The organism is Coleofasciculus sp. B1-GNL1-01 (genome assembly GCF_040220235.1).
Classification (GTDB): Bacteria; Cyanobacteriota; Cyanobacteriia; order Cyanobacteriales; family Coleofasciculaceae; genus Coleofasciculus.
Window position 1 is genome coordinate 15807 of sequence record NZ_JAVJTO010000104.1, and the last position, 18490, is coordinate 34296.

The window sequence follows — 18490 nt, forward strand, 5'->3', positions numbered from 1 at the left end:
AGTTATGGGGTATAGTATTCACTACCAATTTAATGCTGGTAATCGCCCTAGCGACGAAATTCGTTCTGTTTTACATTCATTACATCACCATGCACAAGCACTTCCATTTAGTTGGGTAGATGCTAACGTTACTGAGTTGCAAGGAAAAGACTGTGTTTTCAGCCCTGAAAACGGAACCTCTTTGCTCCTTACTCTCCAAGCCATTCAACATAACTTTGCCACAGGTGAATCTATATATCCTACTCATTTAATTGGATTTGAGACGCTTCCTAGACCTGGATGCGAAGGTTTAGTTATTTTTCTAGGACAGTATTCTCATCATGAAAACTGGATGGCAACAGGACATTGCAAAACACAATTTGCATCTCAACCCGAATATGGGGGGATCGCTAATTTTGTTCTGGCTCATACTCTAGTTGTTGAAATGTTAGAGCAGACTCAAAATCTAGGAATTTTAGATAATGTTTTTGATGAAACTGGATATTGGCAACAGCGGGACTTACGCTGTTTAGTTGAGAGGGATTCAGTGCCAGGAGTTCGTCAGGCGATTATCCAAATACTACCAAATTCATCATCTGAATTTTTGCAAAAACTACAGCGACAGCTCGATGAACTGTCCTGAACTACCCTATTCAACTACCGCCCTCACTTGACAGGCTGCGGGTAAATGTGTTCAATTCTCCTCAAGCACCAGGCTTGAAGTAATCCAAAATGCGATCGCCTGGTTGCCACTCTTGTTCGGCTTGCACCATCCGCATTTAAATTGCATAACTTTGCCTTGTCTCTACCGATAAGTATTCCACCGGACATGATATAACTTAGGACTTCTGACTCTTAGGTAAATAAGGTTCAAGGACTTCTTTGGTCGTCACCAAATCGCCAACCAAACCAATTTTACTTCGTTCAATCACACCCAAAACGTTTCGCGGATTATTTCTCGCGACCACAGGTAAGAGAAAAAGCCCCCTTGCTCCCATTCGTTTTAAAGCATCTCTCACCGATTCATCGGGATAAGCATAGAGAACTTCCTGCGTACAAATATCCCTAACTTTTGGCTGAACTTCTAACGTTTCGGACGCTTGAGATTTGATTTCGTTGATAATCCGCTTGATATCCGCTAGAGTAATAATTCCGATTAGTTGATCCGCTTCATCAAACACCAAAGCAGTATGACATTTGTCCTGAATCATGATCCAACCTGCGTGTAGCAAGGACAGGGAAGCTGGTAGTCCCACATAGGATCGCTGCATAATTGTATCAACTGGGACTTGCTGCAACACCTCCAACTCATCCTGTTTTTCCAGGTTCATACCCATTTGCTGGAGATTTAACCGCTTACCAGATGGGTAGGATTGCACTTGCTCGACGACCCAAACGGTTACACTCACCGCTGCCATTAGGGGGAGAATAATTAAATAGTTTCGCGTCAACTCAAACAGTAAGAGAATTGCCGTCAGTGGCGCTCTTACACTACCAGCAAGCACGGCTGCCATTCCCACCATGGCATAAGCCGGGGGTGGGGCAGTTTCTGATAAGCTAGGAGGTAAAATAGTCATTAAACTATTGCCATAAATAGCTCCCAAACAGGCTCCGATAAACAGGGATGGAGCAAAAATACCTCCGACTAAGCCGCTACCTAAACTAATAGCGGTAATTATTATTTTTCCGCTTAATAATAAACCTAAAAAAACGATTGAAAATTGTTCTCCCTTGAGAATATCTTCTAGCGTTCCATAGCCGACACCGAGAATTTGCGGCAATGGTAAAGCCATCAAACCGACACAGGCTCCTCCGAGAGCAGGTTGCATGGCTGGGGGGAGTTTTTGTAGCCAAGTCAAGCCCATAACCTCGCCTCGAAAACAAGCCTGAGCGAATTTAATTGCTTGGGTATAGGTAATCGATATTAAGCTAGCCAGTAAACCTAATCCTAAATAAAATATCCATTCCCAATTATTCAAAACTTGGTAAGTCGGTAAATCAAAAGCGGGATGAACGCCCAAAAAGAGGCGAGCAATGATAGCAGAAATGACGGCAGCGAGAAGGATGAGACTTACGGCTGGAGTGCTAAATGCTGTGCCTAGGACAACTTCTATCGCGAAGAAGACGCCAGCAATTGGAGCATTAAATCCAGCCGCAAAACTAGCTGCTGCCCCAGCGCCTAGCAGTAAGCGATATCGCTCCTTAGACACTTGAAAAAATTGACCCAGCAGAATCCCCACATTAGAGCCAATTTCCACGCTCGGACTTTCAGGTCCCAAGGATGCCCCTGTTCCCAAAGAAATCGCCGCTGCCAACATTTTAATAATGGGTCGCATCGGTGAGATTCTCTGCACCCTTTCATTACTTAAAAGTGCCGAAAATCCCTGACCTAAAATATGGGGATAATGCCAACGCATGACCCCAACCACTAAGCCGCCTAAGGTGGGAATACAAACTAATGTCCACGTTCCCCAAACCGAGAGAAGTCCAAATAATTTTCCGAAGGCTAGGATTTGGCACAGATCGATTAAATGGTGAAAGGACACCATCGCTAAGCCGGCTCCACCACTAATTAAGATTGCCGAAATTAAAACTAGGGCTTCAGGTGACGGTTGTAAGCGGTTGAGCAGCGTGGTTAAACGATCTGAGAGGGATGTAAATTTCGGCTGGGGCGGTAGAAGCACCTTGGAGTTAGGAAGAGTCGTCATCGGAGATAAAAATCATAGCCTTGAGGGAGAACATAACCAAAAACAAGAGTTTTAGGCGTTGTTATTCAGGGTGTTTTATAAGTAGGTTGGCTTTCATTAAAGTTAACGTTTGAGATTAGGGAACTCTTAACAGTAAAAAATCTCCTCACCTGCCAAGGTATAGCGCTTCGCACTGGTCTAGTTACACTTTGTTTGTACGAACATCTTATCTGAAATCAGCGTCAGAGAAGGGAGTTGTAAATACACCAGCGCGACCTGCTATAGCTGCTATATCGGACAGGGTGAAATGTATCATTCTGAGCAAAGCAAAGAATCGGGAGATATGCTTTGCTCAGTAAAAAAAGGGGGTATTGAATAGGGAATGGTTACTGTCTTTGAAGACGTTCAGTCGATGACTGAACGAGTAGTTCTAAGCGGCGGGTTGTAACTGGGGTAATTCCTGTGGTAGTTTACCCGTTTGCAACCAATCTTGCAGTGACGCAGGCGCGATCGCGCTTTTGAGTTGCTCTTGGAGTTCTGCACCTTCGAGGATTTCCTGGTGCAAGAGAATTTCGGCGATTTGTTCAAGTAGAGTTTGATTGGTTTGCAAGATCAGCCGTGCCATCTGGTGAGCGCTGTCTACCATGTCCTTAACCTCTCGGTCAATCTCCTCAGCCACCTTGGGACTAACGGAACGGCGAGGATTTTGCCACCCCTCCAAGAATTGGGGTTGACTCTTCTCAAACGCGATCGCTCCTAAATTTTTGCTCATACCATAGAGCGTAACTGAACGCTCCGCCAAATCCGTGGCTTTTTGAATGTCATCGCCAGCACCCGTCGATACCTTACCAAAGATTAACTCTTCTGCCGAACGCCCCCCTAACAGTGTGGCAATTCGTCCCCGAATTTCATCTTCCATCATTAAGAAGCGGTCATCTTCCGGCAACTGTACGGTGTAGCCGAGAGCGCCGACACCACGGGGAACGACTGAGATTTTCTCAACGGTTCCAGCACCGGGCATTAAAGAACCCACCAAGGCGTGACCCACTTCATGATAGGCAACGGTTTTTTTCTCAATATCGCTGAGGACACGGGATTTTTTCTCCAGTCCGGCAATCACGCGATCAATCGCTTCATTAAAATCAGCCATAGTCACCGCCGGATGATGCTGGCGTGCAGCTAGCAAAGCCGCCTCATTTACCAGATTCGCCAAATCAGCCCCAGCAAACCCTGGGGTTCGCGCCGCAATTTTCGCCAAATCCACCTCCTCAGCCAACTTCACATGCTGAGCATGAACCTGGAGAATCGCTTCCCGCCCGATTTTATCCGGTCGGTCTACCACAATTTGGCGATCGAAACGCCCTGGACGGCGCAAGGCTGGGTCAAGCACATCCGGACGGTTAGTTGCGGCTAGAATAATCACACCACTATTGCCATCGAAGCCATCCATTTCTGTGAGCAACTGGTTCAGCGTCTGTTCTCGCTCATCATTGCCACCAATGAAGGGACTATTGCCACCGCGAGACTTGCCCAACGCATCTAATTCATCGATGAAAACAATACAGGGCGCCTGTTGTTTGGCTTGTTCAAATAGATCTCGCACCCGTGCAGCACCCACACCGACAAACAATTCAATAAACTCCGAACCCGATATGCTAAAGAAGGGAACCCCTGCTTCCCCGGCTACAGCTTTTGCCAGTAAGGTTTTACCCGTTCCCGGTGGTCCCACCAGCAGCACACCTTTGGGAATTTTCGCACCCATCTGGGTATAGCGACTTGAGTCTCTAAGAAACTCAACCACTTCTTGGAGTTCGGCTTTAGCTTCATCCACCCCAGCCACATCGTCAAATTTGATCCCTGTACTTCCTTCAGAGTAGATTCGAGCCTTACTCTGACCCACCGTCAACGCCGCAGGACCTCCCCCCTGATTCCGACTCAACAGCCACCCCCAGATGCCAAAAAAGATCAAAGGTGGCACAATCCAACCCAGTACCGTTGAGAGCCAACCCAAGTTGTCCGGTGGCGGAGCGGCAAACTCCACATCATTTTCTCTTAATATCTTCGGTAAATCCAGATCAATCGCTACGGGTGTGGTGACGAAGACACGGGGAGGTTCAGAAGGGCTGTTAGGTTCGGGTTTGAGGGTGTACTGAATTCGCTCAGGTCCGACAATGGCACGCTTGACTTTACCCGCTTCGACTTGCTCAATAAAGTCACTATAGGGTACGTCTCGATAATGAGAACCTAAGCTGGGAATAATCGCTAAATTCAATAGGAGTAGGATGGTGATGAAGGTAAGCAGGCTACCACCAATTTCTTTGAGTTTTGGGGGTTTTGGGAATGGTTTATTATTCGTTTCAACTGCCATTTTATTTAGCTCCTTGACGATGAACGTTATTATTCGGAACTGTCAGTTATGGCGAGGGGTTTAACCCATCCGTGGACTCACCAACCGCCTCAGAGGATGTCAAATTTGGCAGGGGTGTGTTTTCCGGAAGCGGATCAGACGATGGTGGAGAACTAGGTTGATTAGTCGGTGTTTGCAGCGCTCGGCTGAGAATTTCGTTAAGCTGTTTTAGCTGTCCGGTAATGACGGCATTGGAGAAATTTTCGCGAATACTGACTTCTAACGTTTGCAGTTGATCTCGTAGGGCTTCGAGTTGGTTGAGTGAAACTTGTGGCACTTGCTGACTCAATTCCACAGTTCGCTTGCTCAGTTCCTTGGCTTGCTGATTCAGTGAGTTAATTAAAGTTTTGAGCTGTTCAAATTGTTGAATGCTGACTTGATACTTTTATGGTAACGACTACACAACTTGATCTGACTTGAAAAAATGGTCAGATAAAACCATTGAATTTCTGATCGCTTTCAGCCAGCTTTTACATCAGAAACCCAATGGTCTTAATGGGGAAGGATGAAATGGCAGAGAGTAGCCACACATCCTTGTTTCTTTACCCTTTATACCAAATCCGGGTTAGCTACCCTCGTTATCACCCAGTCCGCGTAGGCGGACGAAAGTTTGTGTAGCAGCGATTTCAATCGCCATAGCAAAAAAGGGTTTTCAAAGCGAATTTGGTATTACCCCTTCTAGCCAAAGATGCTGTGAAACTCCAGCAGTAAGAGACGATTAGCCGATGTTCACTTTAACGACTTTATTCTTCTCTTCTTCGGCTTTCGGAAGTGTGAGGTGCAAAATACCATTTTTGTATTCAGCGTGAACCTCAGTATTCTGCACTCGTGCGGGTAAATAAATCACCCGGCGGAAGCTACCATAGCGGAATTCGCTGCGCTTGGTGCCATTATCTTCCGTTTGAGTTTCTTGTTTGCGTTCCCCGCTAATCGAGACGGTTTCAGCGGAGACTTGCAAGTCGATATCGTTAGGTTCTAGCCCCGGAACTTCCAGTTTCAGATGGATAGCATCAGGGGTTTCCTGCATCTCAGCCGCTGGGGTAAACGTAGTTGCCCACCCATCTCCGTCTGTCGTCATTAAATTGTCAAACAGACGGTTCATTTGCCGTTGTAAGCTGTCAATTTCTTGAAACGGTTGCCAACGAACTAAAGCCATAATTGTTACCTCCTTACAATTTGCAGTAATGACCACAAAGAGCGTTGAGAAGGTTGATTTGCCTTGCTCTTTCGATAATCTAAGGTACAAGAACGCTCAGAATGATTGGGTTCGGTTTGCCACCCCTAGGAAAGTGGGGATTCCCTCAATATTTAGTTGGCGTGGGTAAGTTTACGGCTGTACTAGAGGATGACTTGTACTGGAGGATGACTTTTTTACCCAACTCAGTTACTTGCCAAAGCTGGATTGATCAGAAAATCCGATAGGAGAGGTAGTCTTCCGCTTTTTCCCTTTTCGATAAGTCTAGAGTCATAAGCCCGAACTCCAACAGGCGCACTAGGGCAAAGTTTGCCAATCATTAAGTTTTGTCACAAAAGGCAGAATAGCTGGAGATATTCCCAGAGTAATAACGAAGGCAAAACATTGAAGATGACGACGGTGGGAAAAGGAGAGGGTTAAGTTTTGAGTATTGAATAACTATGGATGAACAACTGACGCCGTTGATTCTCAAGGTTCAGCAGTACAAATGCTCCCCAGAACAACGGCGCAATGCTGTAACCGAACTGGTTGATGAAATTCTGCGATCGCGTAAAATTTGTCGCCCCCTGAATCGTCAACCCCTGACAGGGATTTACTGGACAATCTATCAGCAGGTACGAGAGCAACTTAGGCAGACTCTGGAACAGGATATTAATCAGTACAATTTGTCAAGTCCTGGGGTGAGAGACTGGATCAGTATCCGACGCGATCGCGCTTTTAGAACTGTTCTCACTGATGAGTCTCTCAAACAGTTCGCCCTAGACGCCCAACAGCATCCCCCCGGTAGCGAAGCCCGAAATCACGCTTTGCGGGAATTGGTGCAAGCCATTGGGCTATCGGGAAAACTGAGTCGCCCGCATCTGGGACAATTTCAACCCGAATTTTATGCCCTCATTTATGATGAGGCAGTGAATCAAACCTTGATGTATATTTGCCAACACATTGACTACTATGACCCCAATCGAGGCAAACGTCAACAATTTATGACCTGGGTAAATTTTCGCTTGAATAAGCAAATCCTCGATTCCTATCGAGACTGCCGAAATTATTCATTCCAGACGGTTTCCTCCCTGGCGGATTTAGAGAATATACCCCAACCCGAAGCCGCGATTCCGGTGTCCGATCAGATAGCCGATTGGATTCGTGACGATGCGGACAATCAATTTAAACGGCACTATATTCGCAATCGCCCTGATGCTAATTTTCAAGCTATTGCCTTAGCCACCTTAGCCGAAAAGAGTTGGGAACAGATTGCGGCTGAGTTTGGTATCAGTGCGTCAACATTGAGTAGTTTTTTCTATCGCTGTTGTCATAAATTTGCGCCCAAATTTCAGCAATATTTGTCTAACTAACGTTCAGGATTAAGAGATGCCAACCATGACAATTAACACCATTCATCCGTTTACATTTACTGTACCACTTGGCTGGAAAGCCCATGCCGCAGCCGAACAACAACGGCGTAGTCAAAGGAATCCGGAAAAAGCCAAACAGGTTTATCTGAATACCTTAGCCGTTTATGCGGTACATATTTATTTGCAATGCCAAGGATTTAACACCGACTGGCAGAAACGAGACAGTGCTAATCCAGTAATGCAGACACTGCTGGATAGTGCTGATTTACCGGTGAAACATTGTGGAACTTTAGAGTGTAGACCTGTATTACCCGATGCTGAAACGGTTTATATTCCCGCCGAGGTTTTTCAGGAACGAATTGCCTATGTCGCTGTGCAGTTCAATGACTCCTTACGGGAAGCGACGCTATTGGGATTTGCGGAAACGGTGACGACTCAAACATTACTTTTGGAAAAATTACAACCTCTAGAGAATTTGACCGTTTATCTGAATCAAATTCGCCAAGCTAATTCCCCCAAACTGCCTGTTAATTTGCGTCAATGGTTAGAGAATAGCTTTGAGAAAGGATGGCAGACGGTAGAATCTCTGTTAGGTGCAGAAGTGGGAAATGTCGCCTTTGCCTTTCGGGATGCATCTCAGTTGCAATTGAGACATCAGCCAATTGTCAAGCGGGCAAAGATCATTGATTTAGGCATGGCACTAGCCGATCGATCTGTAGCCTTACTGGTTGCGATTATACCTCTCAAGGAGCAGAAAATCAGTATACTGATACAAGTGCATCCAGGGTCTGGTGAACGGTACTTATCCCCAAATCTTCAACTCACGTTGTTATCGGAAGCTGGAGAAACCCTTCAGGAGGTTTCATCCCGGAGTTTAGATAATTTTATCCAACTCCCCCGCTTTCGTTGTAATTCAGGAGAACGGTTTACGATACAAGTATCGCTTCAGGGTGTCAGCGTTAGCGAGGAGTTTTTTGTCGGATAGTTGTCTAAGTCGGGGCGGGTTTAGTTGCATCAGGGTGAGGTAAAAAACGATAATAGTGAAACCCGCCCCTACAAAACCAATCACCAATCACCAATCGCCAATTAATCCTGTGAGTAAACGTGTCAAATTAAACCTAATCCCAGGCGATTTACACGACGGTTTTACCGCCGTCACTGTGCAGTTATCCACAGATGATGACTACCAATCTATGCAAGTTACAGGCAGTTTACCCCCAGCGCCGGAAATTGAACAGCTTTACCGACGCTGGCAATTACTCTATCAGGCACTTTCGCAACGGTTGTCTCGGTCAAGGCGGATTGAATTTGAAACCCAAACCCATGATGTGATTCAGGTGTCTGAGGTGGAATTCCAGCAATTGTGTCAGCAATTGCAAACCTTACTAAATACGTGGTTGAATTCCCAGGAATTCCGTCCCATTGACCAAAAATTGCGCCGGGAATTAAATCCTAGGGATGAAATTCAGGTGATTGTGGAAACCAATGATGATGTATTGCGGCGTCTTCCTTGGCATTTATGGGAGTTTTTTGAGGATTATCCTGGTGCAGAATTAGCCGTGAGTGCGTTAGACTATGCGCCGATTAAACCTACCCCCCGTACTCGCTGGGGAATCGTGAGAATTTTAGCGGTTTTGGGTCATAGTGCGGGTATTGATATTCAGACCGATCGCCGGGTTTTAGAGAGGTTACCGGGTGTCGAGTTGGTGTTTTTACAAGAACCCAGACGCCGACAGTTAGATGAGTATCTTTGGGATAAAAAAGGTTGGGATATTCTCTTTTTTGCGGGTCATAGTCAAACTGAGGGAGAAACAGGACGAATTTCGATTAATCCCCAAGACAGTTTAACCATTCCCCAATTAAAACACGCCCTGAGACATGCGATCGCGGCTGGGTTGCAGTTGGCGATTTTTAATTCCTGTGATGGGTTGGGATTGGCGCGACAGTTGGCGGATTTGCAGATTCCTTATATTACGGTGATGCGGGAACCTGTACCCGATGGGGTGGCGCAGGCGTTTTTGCAGCATTTTTTAGCCAGTTTTGCTAGGGAACCGATATCCCTGCATTTAGCGGTACGACAGGCGCGAGAACGGTTAGAATGTCTGGAGGATGAATGTCCTTGTGCTTGCTGGCTACCTGTAATTGGTCAAAATCCGGCGGCTAAACCGTTAACGTGGCAACAGTTACGGGGAAGAGAACGGCGGCGATTCCACGTCCCCTTGATGGCGAGTGCGATCGCAACAGTATTCGTGATTGGGATGCGATCGCTAGGATGGCTGCAAATCATAGAATTACAGGCGTTGGATCAGCTAATCCGGCTGCGATCGGATGAAGGGATAGACTCACGGCTGTTGGTGGTGGAAGGAACGGAGGAGGATGTAAATCGCTATGGCTATCCCCTACCGGATGGAATTTTAGCCGACGTGATTGAAAAGTTAGAGGAGAATCAACCGCGAGTTTTAGGGTTAGATATTTTTCGCGATCGCCCCGTAAAAACAGGTCATGCGGCGTTGATGCGCCAGTTTCAGCAGAATCACCGTTTAATTGGATTGTGCAGTGTCAGGGAAGCGAATAATCCCAACAAACCCACGATCGCACCGCCACCGGGATTGTCCCCGGATCGCCTGGGGTATAGTGATTTGGTGGTAGATCCCGATGGGATAATTCGCCGTCATTTGATGTTCATGCAACCCAGTCTTAATGATGCTTGCGCCACGAACTATTCCCTGAGTGTACGGTTAGCATTGCGGTATTTAGCGGTGGAGGGGATTGAACCACGAAACCTGGATCGAGAACGGGTGCAAGTAGGAAACGTGGTATTTAAGGATTTTCAGGGTAATATTGGCGCTTACCATCGCCTAGATACGCGGGGATTCCAGGTATTGCTGAATTATCGGGATGCTAAAGATGTCGCCCATCGGGTTAGTGTTACCCAGGTGTTACAGGGTCAAGTGAATCCGGATTGGGCGAAGGATAAGGTTATTTTAATTGGTATGAGTGCGCCAACGGCGTCTGATGAATTCTTTACTCCTTATAGCGCCAGTGAATTACCCTATCGGAAAATGCCAGGGGTGGTTGTGCAAGCGCAGATGGTGAGTCAAATTCTCAGCGCGGTACTCGATGAACGTCCTTTATTATGGGTGTTACCCACTTGGGGGGAATGGATGTGGATTTGGGTGGGGTCAGGGGTAGCGGGGATAATGGTATGGCGCTGGCGTCACAGCGTTTATGGGAGACTGGTTACTGTGGGTGCGATCGCGGTTTTATATGTTGCCTGTTTCGGGGTATTGATAGTAGGGGGATGGATGCCTTTGATGCCATCGGCGTTAGCATTGATATTCACTGGAAGTCTGATCATTGCCTATAGTCAACTACATGGATAAGCCAGTAGGGTTTGTAGTCAGGGAACTTTAGCCCTATATTCGGTTGGGTTTTCTGGCGCCAACCCAACCTACAACCTATTCCACCATTTTAGCTGTGCCACGCCATTAGATTGTGAATTATCGAATCCTTGCAGATCGGTTATTTGAGTCCTTTAATTGGCAAACCAAGCCAGCAAAACCGGATTAAATGGACGCCAAGGAATCAGTGTATCTGGAAATCAATTTATTGCCCTTGTAGCATAAATAAATGCCCTATACTAACCTTTGGACGAAATGCTAACGTCAGTGGCAACTGACAAAGGTTAACAGGTGATTATTTCCACTCAATGGGTAATAACTTGGAGATAAGCACCTGAGTTCACAATGAGATGCTTCACTTGAACCAGGACAACTCTATGAAACCGTGGCAAACTCAGCCTATTCTGCTAACGTGCGCTTTGAATTTAGCCCTATTTAGTCTTAGCAGCCGTACTCTAGCACAGACCAGTTTTCGTGCAGATAAGTTCCCTCCATCCCAAGAGATATTAGAATTTGAACCGCCTCCCGATGGCGCACCCGGCGATCGCCAAAATTCCGGTAGTCGTCCAGGTTGTCCTCACGTTCAAAAGCCGTTTATGGCGTTGGTTCCAGCGACGAATTTGGGTATTACTGTTGCTGAATATCCTACCTTTTGGCTATATGTTCCCTATCCGTCGGGTTGTATGGAGTTGGTGTTGGAAGATGAAATAACCAAACGAACCGTTTATAAAACTCAGTTTCAAATAACTAAGGCTTCAGGAATTATCAGTTTCCGTATTCCTCAAACTGCACCAGGATTAGAGATTAACAAAAAGTACCGTTGGCGGTTCTTTTTTTTCGGCAATTCGGCTAGTCATGCCGACTTCATGGCGGTGAATGGCGTGGTTAAGCGACGTTTAATCGATAAAACGCTACAACGTCAATTAAAACGATTATCTCCCTTACAGCGAGTTAAGCTTTACGCCAAGAATGGAATTTGGCACGAGGCTTTAACTGAACTCGCTAAATTGCGCTTAATCTATCCCCAAGCCAATGAAATTATTACCGCTTGGACAGATTTATTACAGCATCCATTGGTACGTCTGGATGAGTTAATTTTAGAACCGTTCGCCTTTTGTACATCAGCGCGATCGCGTGCTTAGTTAGGTACACAGACAGATCCCCGACTTCTTCAAGAAGTCAGGGATCTTAGACGCCAAATCCTACAACTGAACCAATCCAGACTTATGACTCAAAAGCCAAGTCAATTATTGTCACAACCGACAAGTACAGAAGCGAGTAAGTCTCAGATAATCGGACTACTCGAAATTGTTATTATTCCGCCATGGGTGAAGCGTTTTGTCGCCTATCTTTTCTCTCGGATTTTCAGGTTTTGTTTAAACCGATTTAGAACCCCACGAAAATCGGCAAACTATCCCCCTAAAAACCCTGTCTCCAAGAAACATACGTTTGCCTATTCTTCTCTGGGACAATATCAGCCAGCTATTGAATTTTATCAGCTATCCCTAGCGACGGTACGAAAAATTAGTGCCTACTCAGAGAAATGTTTTTCCTTAAATACGAAAGGACAGAAAGACGTTTTCTGGGAGCAATATCAGCAATCTTCGACAAGTTTACGAAAAATCACTCATCGCTATCAAGAGGCTATCTGTCTATCTAATCAAGGTAAGACTTATTTTTCTCTAGAACAATACCCGCAGGCAATTAAATCTTGCCAAGCCGCCTTAGATATATTTCGAGAAATTAGCGATCGCGCTCAAATAGCGGCATCCTTATCCAGTCTGGGCAAGGCGTATTTGGCTTTGAAACAATACCCCCAGGCAATTGACTGTTTTCAGCAATCCTTAGAACTGTTTCAGAAACTCGAATCTTGTTGGGATCAAGCGGTGTCTCTATACAATCTAGGAAAGGCTTATAGTTCTTTAGATGATTATCAGTCAGCCATTCAGTCTTTCCAAGACGCTTTAAAATCTTTCCAAGACATTAATCATGATTCTGGGGAAGCGGCTTGTCGATATAATCTGGGTAAGATTTACCTTTCGGGGGAACAATACCAACCAGCGATTGAGTCGTTTCAGCAATCCTTAGCAATTTTCCAAAACATTGGTCATCGTAAAGTCGCGTCTTGTTTGTACTACCTAGGTAAAGCTTATCTTTGTTGTGAACAGTACCAGCCAGCGATTCGGTTTTTTCAACAATCCTTAGTAATTTTCCGAAAAATTAGAAATCACTCAAGACTCGCCTATTGTTTATATTACATGGGCAAAGCTTATCTAGAGTTGGATCACTACCAACAAGCCATTGACTCTCTGCAAAAATCCTTGGTCATTTCCCGCAAAATTGGCAATAACTATGGAGAAGCCGCTGCTTTGAGTAGTCTGGGCAAGGTTTATCTTGCTTTGGATCAATACCCAAAAGCAATTGAGGCGTTTCAACAATCACTAATGATTTCTCGGAAACTCAGTCACCCCTCAAAAACTGCCTCTGCTTTATCTAACTTGGGCAATGTTTACAGTTTCCTCGGACAAGCCCAGCTAGGAATTCAACGTTATCAAGAATCGTTGAGCATTTGCCGGGAAACGAATGATCAAGCGGGGGAAGCGAATGCTTTAGGGAATCTAGGTAATGCCTACTTTTTACTTCAACAATACCAGCAGGCAATTGAGTTCTATCAGCAGTCTTTAGCCATCGCCAAAAAGATAGAATTTCGTTCAGGAATAGCCAATTCCTTCTATAATTTAGGGAATGCCTATTTTTGCCAACAACGCTACAAGCAAGCGATTGAGTTTTACCAGCAATCGTTGACAATTGCACGAGAGATTGGGACTCGTTCTGGAGAAGCCCGTTCCTTGAATAGTTTGGGCAATAGTTATGACGCGATCGCGCAGTATAATCTGGCAATTGAGTGTCATCAGCAATCCTTAGCCATTATCCAGAAAATTGGTCTTCGTTGCCAAGAAGCTATGTTTTTAAACAATTTGGGTGTTACCCTATTTAAAGCGGGTAATCTTACCTCTGCTCAAACTCATCTTGTCTCATCACTAGAAATTTACGAATCCTTGCGTGTGGGATTAAATCATCCAGATAAAGTATCAATGGTTGAAACTCAGCGAAGTCCCTACCAGACATTACAACGGGTTCTGATCGCGCAGAATAAACCCCATGAAGCCTTGGAAATTGCTGAACGGGGACGGGCAAGGGTATTTGTAGAATTATTAGCAACTCGTTTATCTACTCAGTCAAATGTTCACCCTTCGATTACACCACCTACCAGCCAAAATATTCAACAGATTGCCAAAGCGCAAAATGCTACAGTGGTTGAATATTCGCTAATTCGATTTAAGCATGATGATCAATCTAGACTCTATATTTGGGTCATTCAACCCACGGGTAAAATCGCCTTTCGCCAAGTTGATATTACATCCTTGGATACGCCTCTAAAACACTTGATTCCCCATACTCGTCAATCCATCGGTGTCAGATGTTGCGGTCAAACCCAAACCTTTATTCCGGGTGATTGGGTCAGATTAAACAGTGATGCGGCGGATTATCAACCCTGGGAAGTCATCGCCGTGAATTCCCAAAGCAAGACTCTGATTATCCGTCAACCGTCTTGGGAAGAGGGTATTATCATTGAACGTCCCATCAGCGATGTTGTGGATAAAGCCGCCGATAATCGTGCCTACTATTCTCACTTACAACAACTTCATAAATTACTGATTGAACCCATTGCCAACCTTCTGCCCACAAATCCCGAATCTCGCGTTATTTTTATCCCCCATCAAGAACTATTTCTGGTTCCTTTTCCCGCCCTACAAGATGCTTCGGGGAAATACTTAATCGAAACACATACTATCCTTACCGCCCCAGCGATTCAAGTTCTTGATTTAACCCATAAACAACGCCAACGAGTTGGGAAGGGAAATGTATTAGTTGTGGGTAATCCTACCATGCCAGAGATGCCCTTGATACCTGGCGATCACCCTTTACCCTTAGCCTCTCTTCCCCACGCCCAACGGGAAGCCGAAGCCATCGCCCAACTGTTCAATACCCAAGCCCTCACTGGAAACCAAGCCAGTAAAATTACCGTGGTTGAGAATATGGCAAACGCCCGGATTATTCACCTAGCCACCCATGGCATACTCGATGAAATCTGGGGATTAGGGAGTGCGATCGCATTAGCCCCTTCTACTAACGATAACGGCTTACTTACGGCAGATGAAATTCTCACCATGAACCTCAACGCCGAATTGGTTGTCCTCAGCGCCTGCAATACGGGTCAAGGTCGAATTACCGGGGATGGGGTCATCGGTTTATCCCGCTCCCTGATTTCAGCAGGTGTACCCAGTGTGATTGTATCCCTGTGGACAGTGCCAGATGCCCCCACAGCCTCCCTGATGCAGGAATTTTATCAAAATCTACAAAACAATCCTGACAAAGCCCAAGCGCTGCGACAAGCCATGCTGACGACAATAGAAAAACATCCTCATCCCAGAGACTGGGCAGCTTTTACACTGATTGGAGAAGCCGAATAATGAGTTCACAGATATTTTTCCTCAAAAACTAAAACAAAAATACTAAAAAACAATGAAGTTTACCTAGAACTTTCAGGCTCCGGATAATGCTTTTTTCAATTGATTACAAGCGGCTTCAATCTTATCGATACTGCCGGGATTGACTAACCCATAATAATCGAAAACATAAACGCGATCGCGTTGGGTGGCTTTAAGCTGATTCCAGAAGGGTTCAGATTTAAATTGTTCCACAATTCCTTGTCCTGTATCAACCACTAAAAGCACCTCTGGATTTGCCTCTAACACTTTTTCTGCCGAGAGGGTGACATAACCACCTACTGGACTTTTCCCTTGTAAGTCCGCCACGATATTTTTTGCCCCAAATTTCGTTAGCAAGTCACCCGCCCAACTATCTTTATTAGGAGCTAAAATCGGTTGACGACTGACGAGAACTAAGGTTGAGGGAGAGTCAGATACGGGTTCGCCTAAAAAGGTTTGATAACGGGTTAAGAGAGGGGCGGGATCTGCACCAATTGCTTCAGCCAAGGTGTTCGTAATTGTTTCTAAATCCTGCCATTTTTCAATTTGGGTTGTCAGCGTGGTAATTCCCAATTCTTGGAATTTAGGTAAGAGTTGGGCATGAAACTCGGCGTTGGCGATCACTAAGTCGGGTTTAAGGGCGACAATTTTCTCTAAATTCGGTAAGGTTTGACCCTGACTCACTTTGGGAATCTCTTCAAATCGGGGATCTTGATTGAGTAATCGGCTACTTGTAGTGCCAACAAGTTTGGTTTGATCCAGTTGGTAAATAATATCGGAAGACAAAGAAGTGAGAGACACAACTCGTTCGGCTGTGTTTTGATTCGTATCTGCTGTAGGCGTTTGTTCTGTCGGGGTAGAGGTGCAAGCGACTAAGACTAAACTCAACAAAATACTAACAATAATGATTAGCAAATTTTGCAAGAAAACGAGTGCTGATTTTTGCGTTTTATTAGCGTGAACAAGAAGAGTCATAATCCGTTTTTAGTTTTGAATGTGTAGGGGCGGGTTTCACGACTATCGTTTACGAAAGCATCCAAATGTAACTAAACCCGCCCTGTCTGAATGCCAGAACTAAACCATTTGGCAAATGACAAAAAACTCAAGTGACACAGGGCGCAACCGGACAAATTTGCAAACCCACAGGCGTCTGAATCACAATCACCTCCACATCAAAAACTTGGGCGAGATTGTCCGGAGTAATCACATCTACTGGGGTGCCAATATGCCAAAGACGCCCTTGTTTAAGCATGGCGATGCGATCGCTATACCGCGTGGCTAGATTCACCTCATGCAGTACCGTCACAATTGATAACCCTTGCTGCTGATTCAGATATTTGAGCAGTTCTAGTAATTGTAGCTGATAGTGAATATCCAGATAAGTCGTTGGTTCATCCAACAATAGCACCTGGGGATCTTGTGCCAGCGCCAACGCCAAAAAAGCCCGTTGGCGTTCCCCACCAGAGAGGAGTTCCACTGGGCGATCGCGAAAGGCTTCAATCCCCGTCTCGGCAATCGCGGCGTCTACCTTTTGCCCATCTTCGCGATCCAGTTCCCATTGCCACCAAGGTTGATGAGGTGTGCGCCCCAAACTGACTAATTGCTGTACCGTTAATCCAGCCGGAATGGCTTGTTGTTGGGGCAAAATTGCCAGTTTTTGGGCAACAATCTGAGGCGGTTGCGTGTGAATGTCCTTCCCATCGAGGATAACGGTTCCCCTTTGCGGTTGTAAGATACGACAAAGGAGTTTAAGTAACGTAGATTTACCCGAACCATTGGCACCAATTAAACTCAGCCACTCACCCGTTTTTACAGCGAAATTAATATCCTGAATAATCGCTGTACTTCCATAACCACCCGCCAATTTTTTTGCTTCAATAGGCATTTTGAAACGTTTTGAGTTTTAAAATGACAAATAACTGATCAACGTCTAGATAGTGTAGAGCCACGAGAAAGCAACCAAACAAACAAAGGCGAACCTAACAACGCCGTAACTGACCCCACAGGTAATTCTATCGCCCCTAAACGGGAAAGCAGATCCGCCAACGTTAACACAAAAGCCCCACCAATGGCGGAAAGGGGGAGAACCCAACGATAATCATTACCCACCAATAACCGTACACCATGGGGGACAATCAAACCGACAAATCCAATCAAACCGCCCACACTCACTGCCCCCGCAGCGAGTAAGGTAGCGACGCCACCAATCAAAAGACGCGATCGCATCAAGGAAACCCCTAAGCCTACAGCGAGATCATCACCCAAATTGAGGATATTGAGCGATCGCGCCAGCAGACAACCCCCCAACAACGCCACGCCTATGTAGGGACCCGCCACCGTGACTTCCGCCCATCCTCGCCCATTGAGACTACCAATCAGCCAGTTTAGGGCGGCTTGTATCCGACCATCATCAGCTAACAACAATAGCGTGGATTGAATCGCACCAAACAACGCACTCACCGCCACACCGCCTAAAATTAACCGTTCCACTGAAACAGTTTTATTCGTGCGGGCAATAAAATAGACAATAAAGGTTGTGAGAATCGCCCCCACCCACGCCGCCAACGGTAACCAAGCTTGAAACAATCCCAACGTCACCAAACCCACCGCCACCAAACCCGCCCCCGCCGAAATCCCCAGTAAAAAGGGATCAGCTAATCCATTGCGTAACATACCTTGGAGTAAAGCCCCCGACATCCCCAACGCTGAACCAACAATTAACCCCGCCAGGGTTCGAGGTAAGCGGATATCCCATAATTATCTATCTTCTGATTACGGCAACGGGTTAAACGACGAATTCTCTGGGAACTTTGACGATTGCTTTTTAAGAGAGATTGTAACTTAGCTCGACGCTGGTTATAAAATTGATTTAGGCTTTTTAAGGGTCTGCCATTAATCAACAAAGGAGTAAACTCC

General features: G+C 45.7%; 12 protein-coding genes and 2 pseudogenes. 6 read left to right on the forward strand and 8 right to left on the reverse strand.

Features of this window, described 5'->3' with window-relative positions; all coding sequences use genetic code 11:
• The first annotated feature begins 4 nt into the window (after positions 1-4).
• Positions 5-622 carry a hypothetical protein gene (locus RID53_RS26140; protein WP_446390880.1) on the forward strand — a complete coding sequence of 206 codons (618 nt, stop codon included), beginning with the start codon at positions 5-7 and terminating at the stop codon, positions 620-622.
• 196 nt (positions 623-818) lie between these two features.
• Here the strand turns inward: RID53_RS26140 and RID53_RS26145 are convergent, their stop codons facing one another.
• The 4 genes from RID53_RS26145 to RID53_RS26160 all read right to left on the reverse strand — a co-directional run bounded on the left by RID53_RS26145 (position 819) and on the right by RID53_RS26160 (position 6229).
• Positions 819-2687: a chloride channel protein gene (locus RID53_RS26145; RefSeq protein WP_446390881.1), complete on the reverse strand. Its 1869-nt coding sequence runs from the start codon at positions 2685-2687 to the stop codon at positions 819-821.
• Between the two features lie 409 nt (positions 2688-3096).
• A complete protein-coding gene (gene ftsH / locus RID53_RS26150) occupies positions 3097-5034 on the reverse strand; it encodes an ATP-dependent zinc metalloprotease FtsH (RefSeq protein ID WP_446390882.1) in 1938 nt (645 codons plus the stop codon).
• Between the two features lie 46 nt (positions 5035-5080).
• A complete protein-coding gene (locus RID53_RS26155) occupies positions 5081-5350 on the reverse strand; it encodes a hypothetical protein (RefSeq protein WP_446390883.1) in 270 nt (89 codons plus the stop codon).
• Positions 5351-5791: 441 nt separating this feature from the next.
• The gene (locus RID53_RS26160) at positions 5792-6229 is read right to left on the reverse strand and encodes an Hsp20/alpha crystallin family protein (RefSeq protein WP_446390884.1); all 438 of its coding nucleotides are present in this window, start codon (positions 6227-6229) and stop codon (positions 5792-5794) included.
• 479 nt (positions 6230-6708) lie between these two features.
• Between RID53_RS26160 and RID53_RS26165 the strand changes: the two genes are divergently transcribed.
• From RID53_RS26165 to RID53_RS26185, 5 genes are all read left to right on the forward strand, one after another.
• Positions 6709-7620: a hypothetical protein gene (locus RID53_RS26165; RefSeq protein WP_446390885.1), complete on the forward strand. Its 912-nt coding sequence runs from the start codon at positions 6709-6711 to the stop codon at positions 7618-7620.
• A gap of 25 nt (positions 7621-7645) precedes the next feature.
• A complete protein-coding gene (locus RID53_RS26170) occupies positions 7646-8605 on the forward strand; it encodes a DUF1822 family protein (RefSeq protein ID WP_446390886.1) in 960 nt (319 codons plus the stop codon).
• Between the two features lie 109 nt (positions 8606-8714).
• On the forward strand, positions 8715-11003 hold the full coding sequence (locus RID53_RS26175; protein ID WP_446390887.1) for a CHASE2 domain-containing protein: 2289 nt from the start codon (positions 8715-8717) through the stop codon (positions 11001-11003).
• Positions 11004-11398: 395 nt separating this feature from the next.
• Positions 11399-12163: a DUF928 domain-containing protein gene (locus tag RID53_RS26180; RefSeq protein ID WP_446390888.1), complete on the forward strand. Its 765-nt coding sequence runs from the start codon at positions 11399-11401 to the stop codon at positions 12161-12163.
• Between the two features lie 84 nt (positions 12164-12247).
• Entirely contained in the window at positions 12248-15556 is a 3309-nt protein-coding gene (locus RID53_RS26185) for a CHAT domain-containing protein (protein WP_446390889.1), read from the forward strand.
• 72 nt (positions 15557-15628) lie between these two features.
• Here the strand turns inward: RID53_RS26185 and RID53_RS26190 are convergent, their stop codons facing one another.
• The 4 genes and pseudogenes from RID53_RS26190 to RID53_RS26205 all read right to left on the reverse strand — a co-directional run.
• Positions 15629-16549 carry an ABC transporter substrate-binding protein gene (locus RID53_RS26190; RefSeq protein WP_446390890.1) on the reverse strand — a complete coding sequence of 307 codons (921 nt, stop codon included), beginning with the start codon at positions 16547-16549 and terminating at the stop codon, positions 15629-15631.
• Between the two features lie 127 nt (positions 16550-16676).
• A complete protein-coding gene (locus RID53_RS26195; RefSeq protein WP_446390891.1) occupies positions 16677-17459 on the reverse strand; it encodes an ABC transporter ATP-binding protein in 783 nt (260 codons plus the stop codon).
• 38 nt (positions 17460-17497) lie between these two features.
• A pseudogene (locus tag RID53_RS26200) lies at positions 17498-18331 on the reverse strand (FecCD family ABC transporter permease); the annotation flags it as partial.
• A pseudogene (locus RID53_RS26205) lies at positions 18292-18490 on the reverse strand (hypothetical protein); the annotation flags it as partial. The pseudogenes RID53_RS26200 and RID53_RS26205, both read right to left, overlap by 40 nt.

What these genes read in the sequence shown, in the direction of transcription:
- RID53_RS26185 (WP_446390889.1), top strand. Translation starts at nt 12,248, where the DNA reads ATGACTCAAAAGCCAAGTCAATTATTGTCACAACCGACAAGTACAGAA.
- RID53_RS26160 (WP_446390884.1), bottom strand. Translation starts at nt 6,229, where the DNA reads ATGGCTTTAGTTCGTTGGCAACCGTTTCAAGAAATTGACAGCTTACAA.
- RID53_RS26195 (WP_446390891.1), bottom strand. Translation starts at nt 17,459, where the DNA reads ATGCCTATTGAAGCAAAAAAATTGGCGGGTGGTTATGGAAGTACAGCG.
- RID53_RS26190 (WP_446390890.1), bottom strand. Translation starts at nt 16,549, where the DNA reads ATGACTCTTCTTGTTCACGCTAATAAAACGCAAAAATCAGCACTCGTT.
- RID53_RS26165 (WP_446390885.1), top strand. Translation starts at nt 6,709, where the DNA reads ATGGATGAACAACTGACGCCGTTGATTCTCAAGGTTCAGCAGTACAAA.
- RID53_RS26140 (WP_446390880.1), top strand. Translation starts at nt 5, where the DNA reads ATGGGGTATAGTATTCACTACCAATTTAATGCTGGTAATCGCCCTAGC.
- RID53_RS26145 (WP_446390881.1), bottom strand. Translation starts at nt 2,687, where the DNA reads ATGACGACTCTTCCTAACTCCAAGGTGCTTCTACCGCCCCAGCCGAAA.
- RID53_RS26170 (WP_446390886.1), top strand. Translation starts at nt 7,646, where the DNA reads ATGACAATTAACACCATTCATCCGTTTACATTTACTGTACCACTTGGC.
- ftsH (WP_446390882.1), bottom strand. Translation starts at nt 5,034, where the DNA reads ATGGCAGTTGAAACGAATAATAAACCATTCCCAAAACCCCCAAAACTC.
- RID53_RS26180 (WP_446390888.1), top strand. Translation starts at nt 11,399, where the DNA reads ATGAAACCGTGGCAAACTCAGCCTATTCTGCTAACGTGCGCTTTGAAT.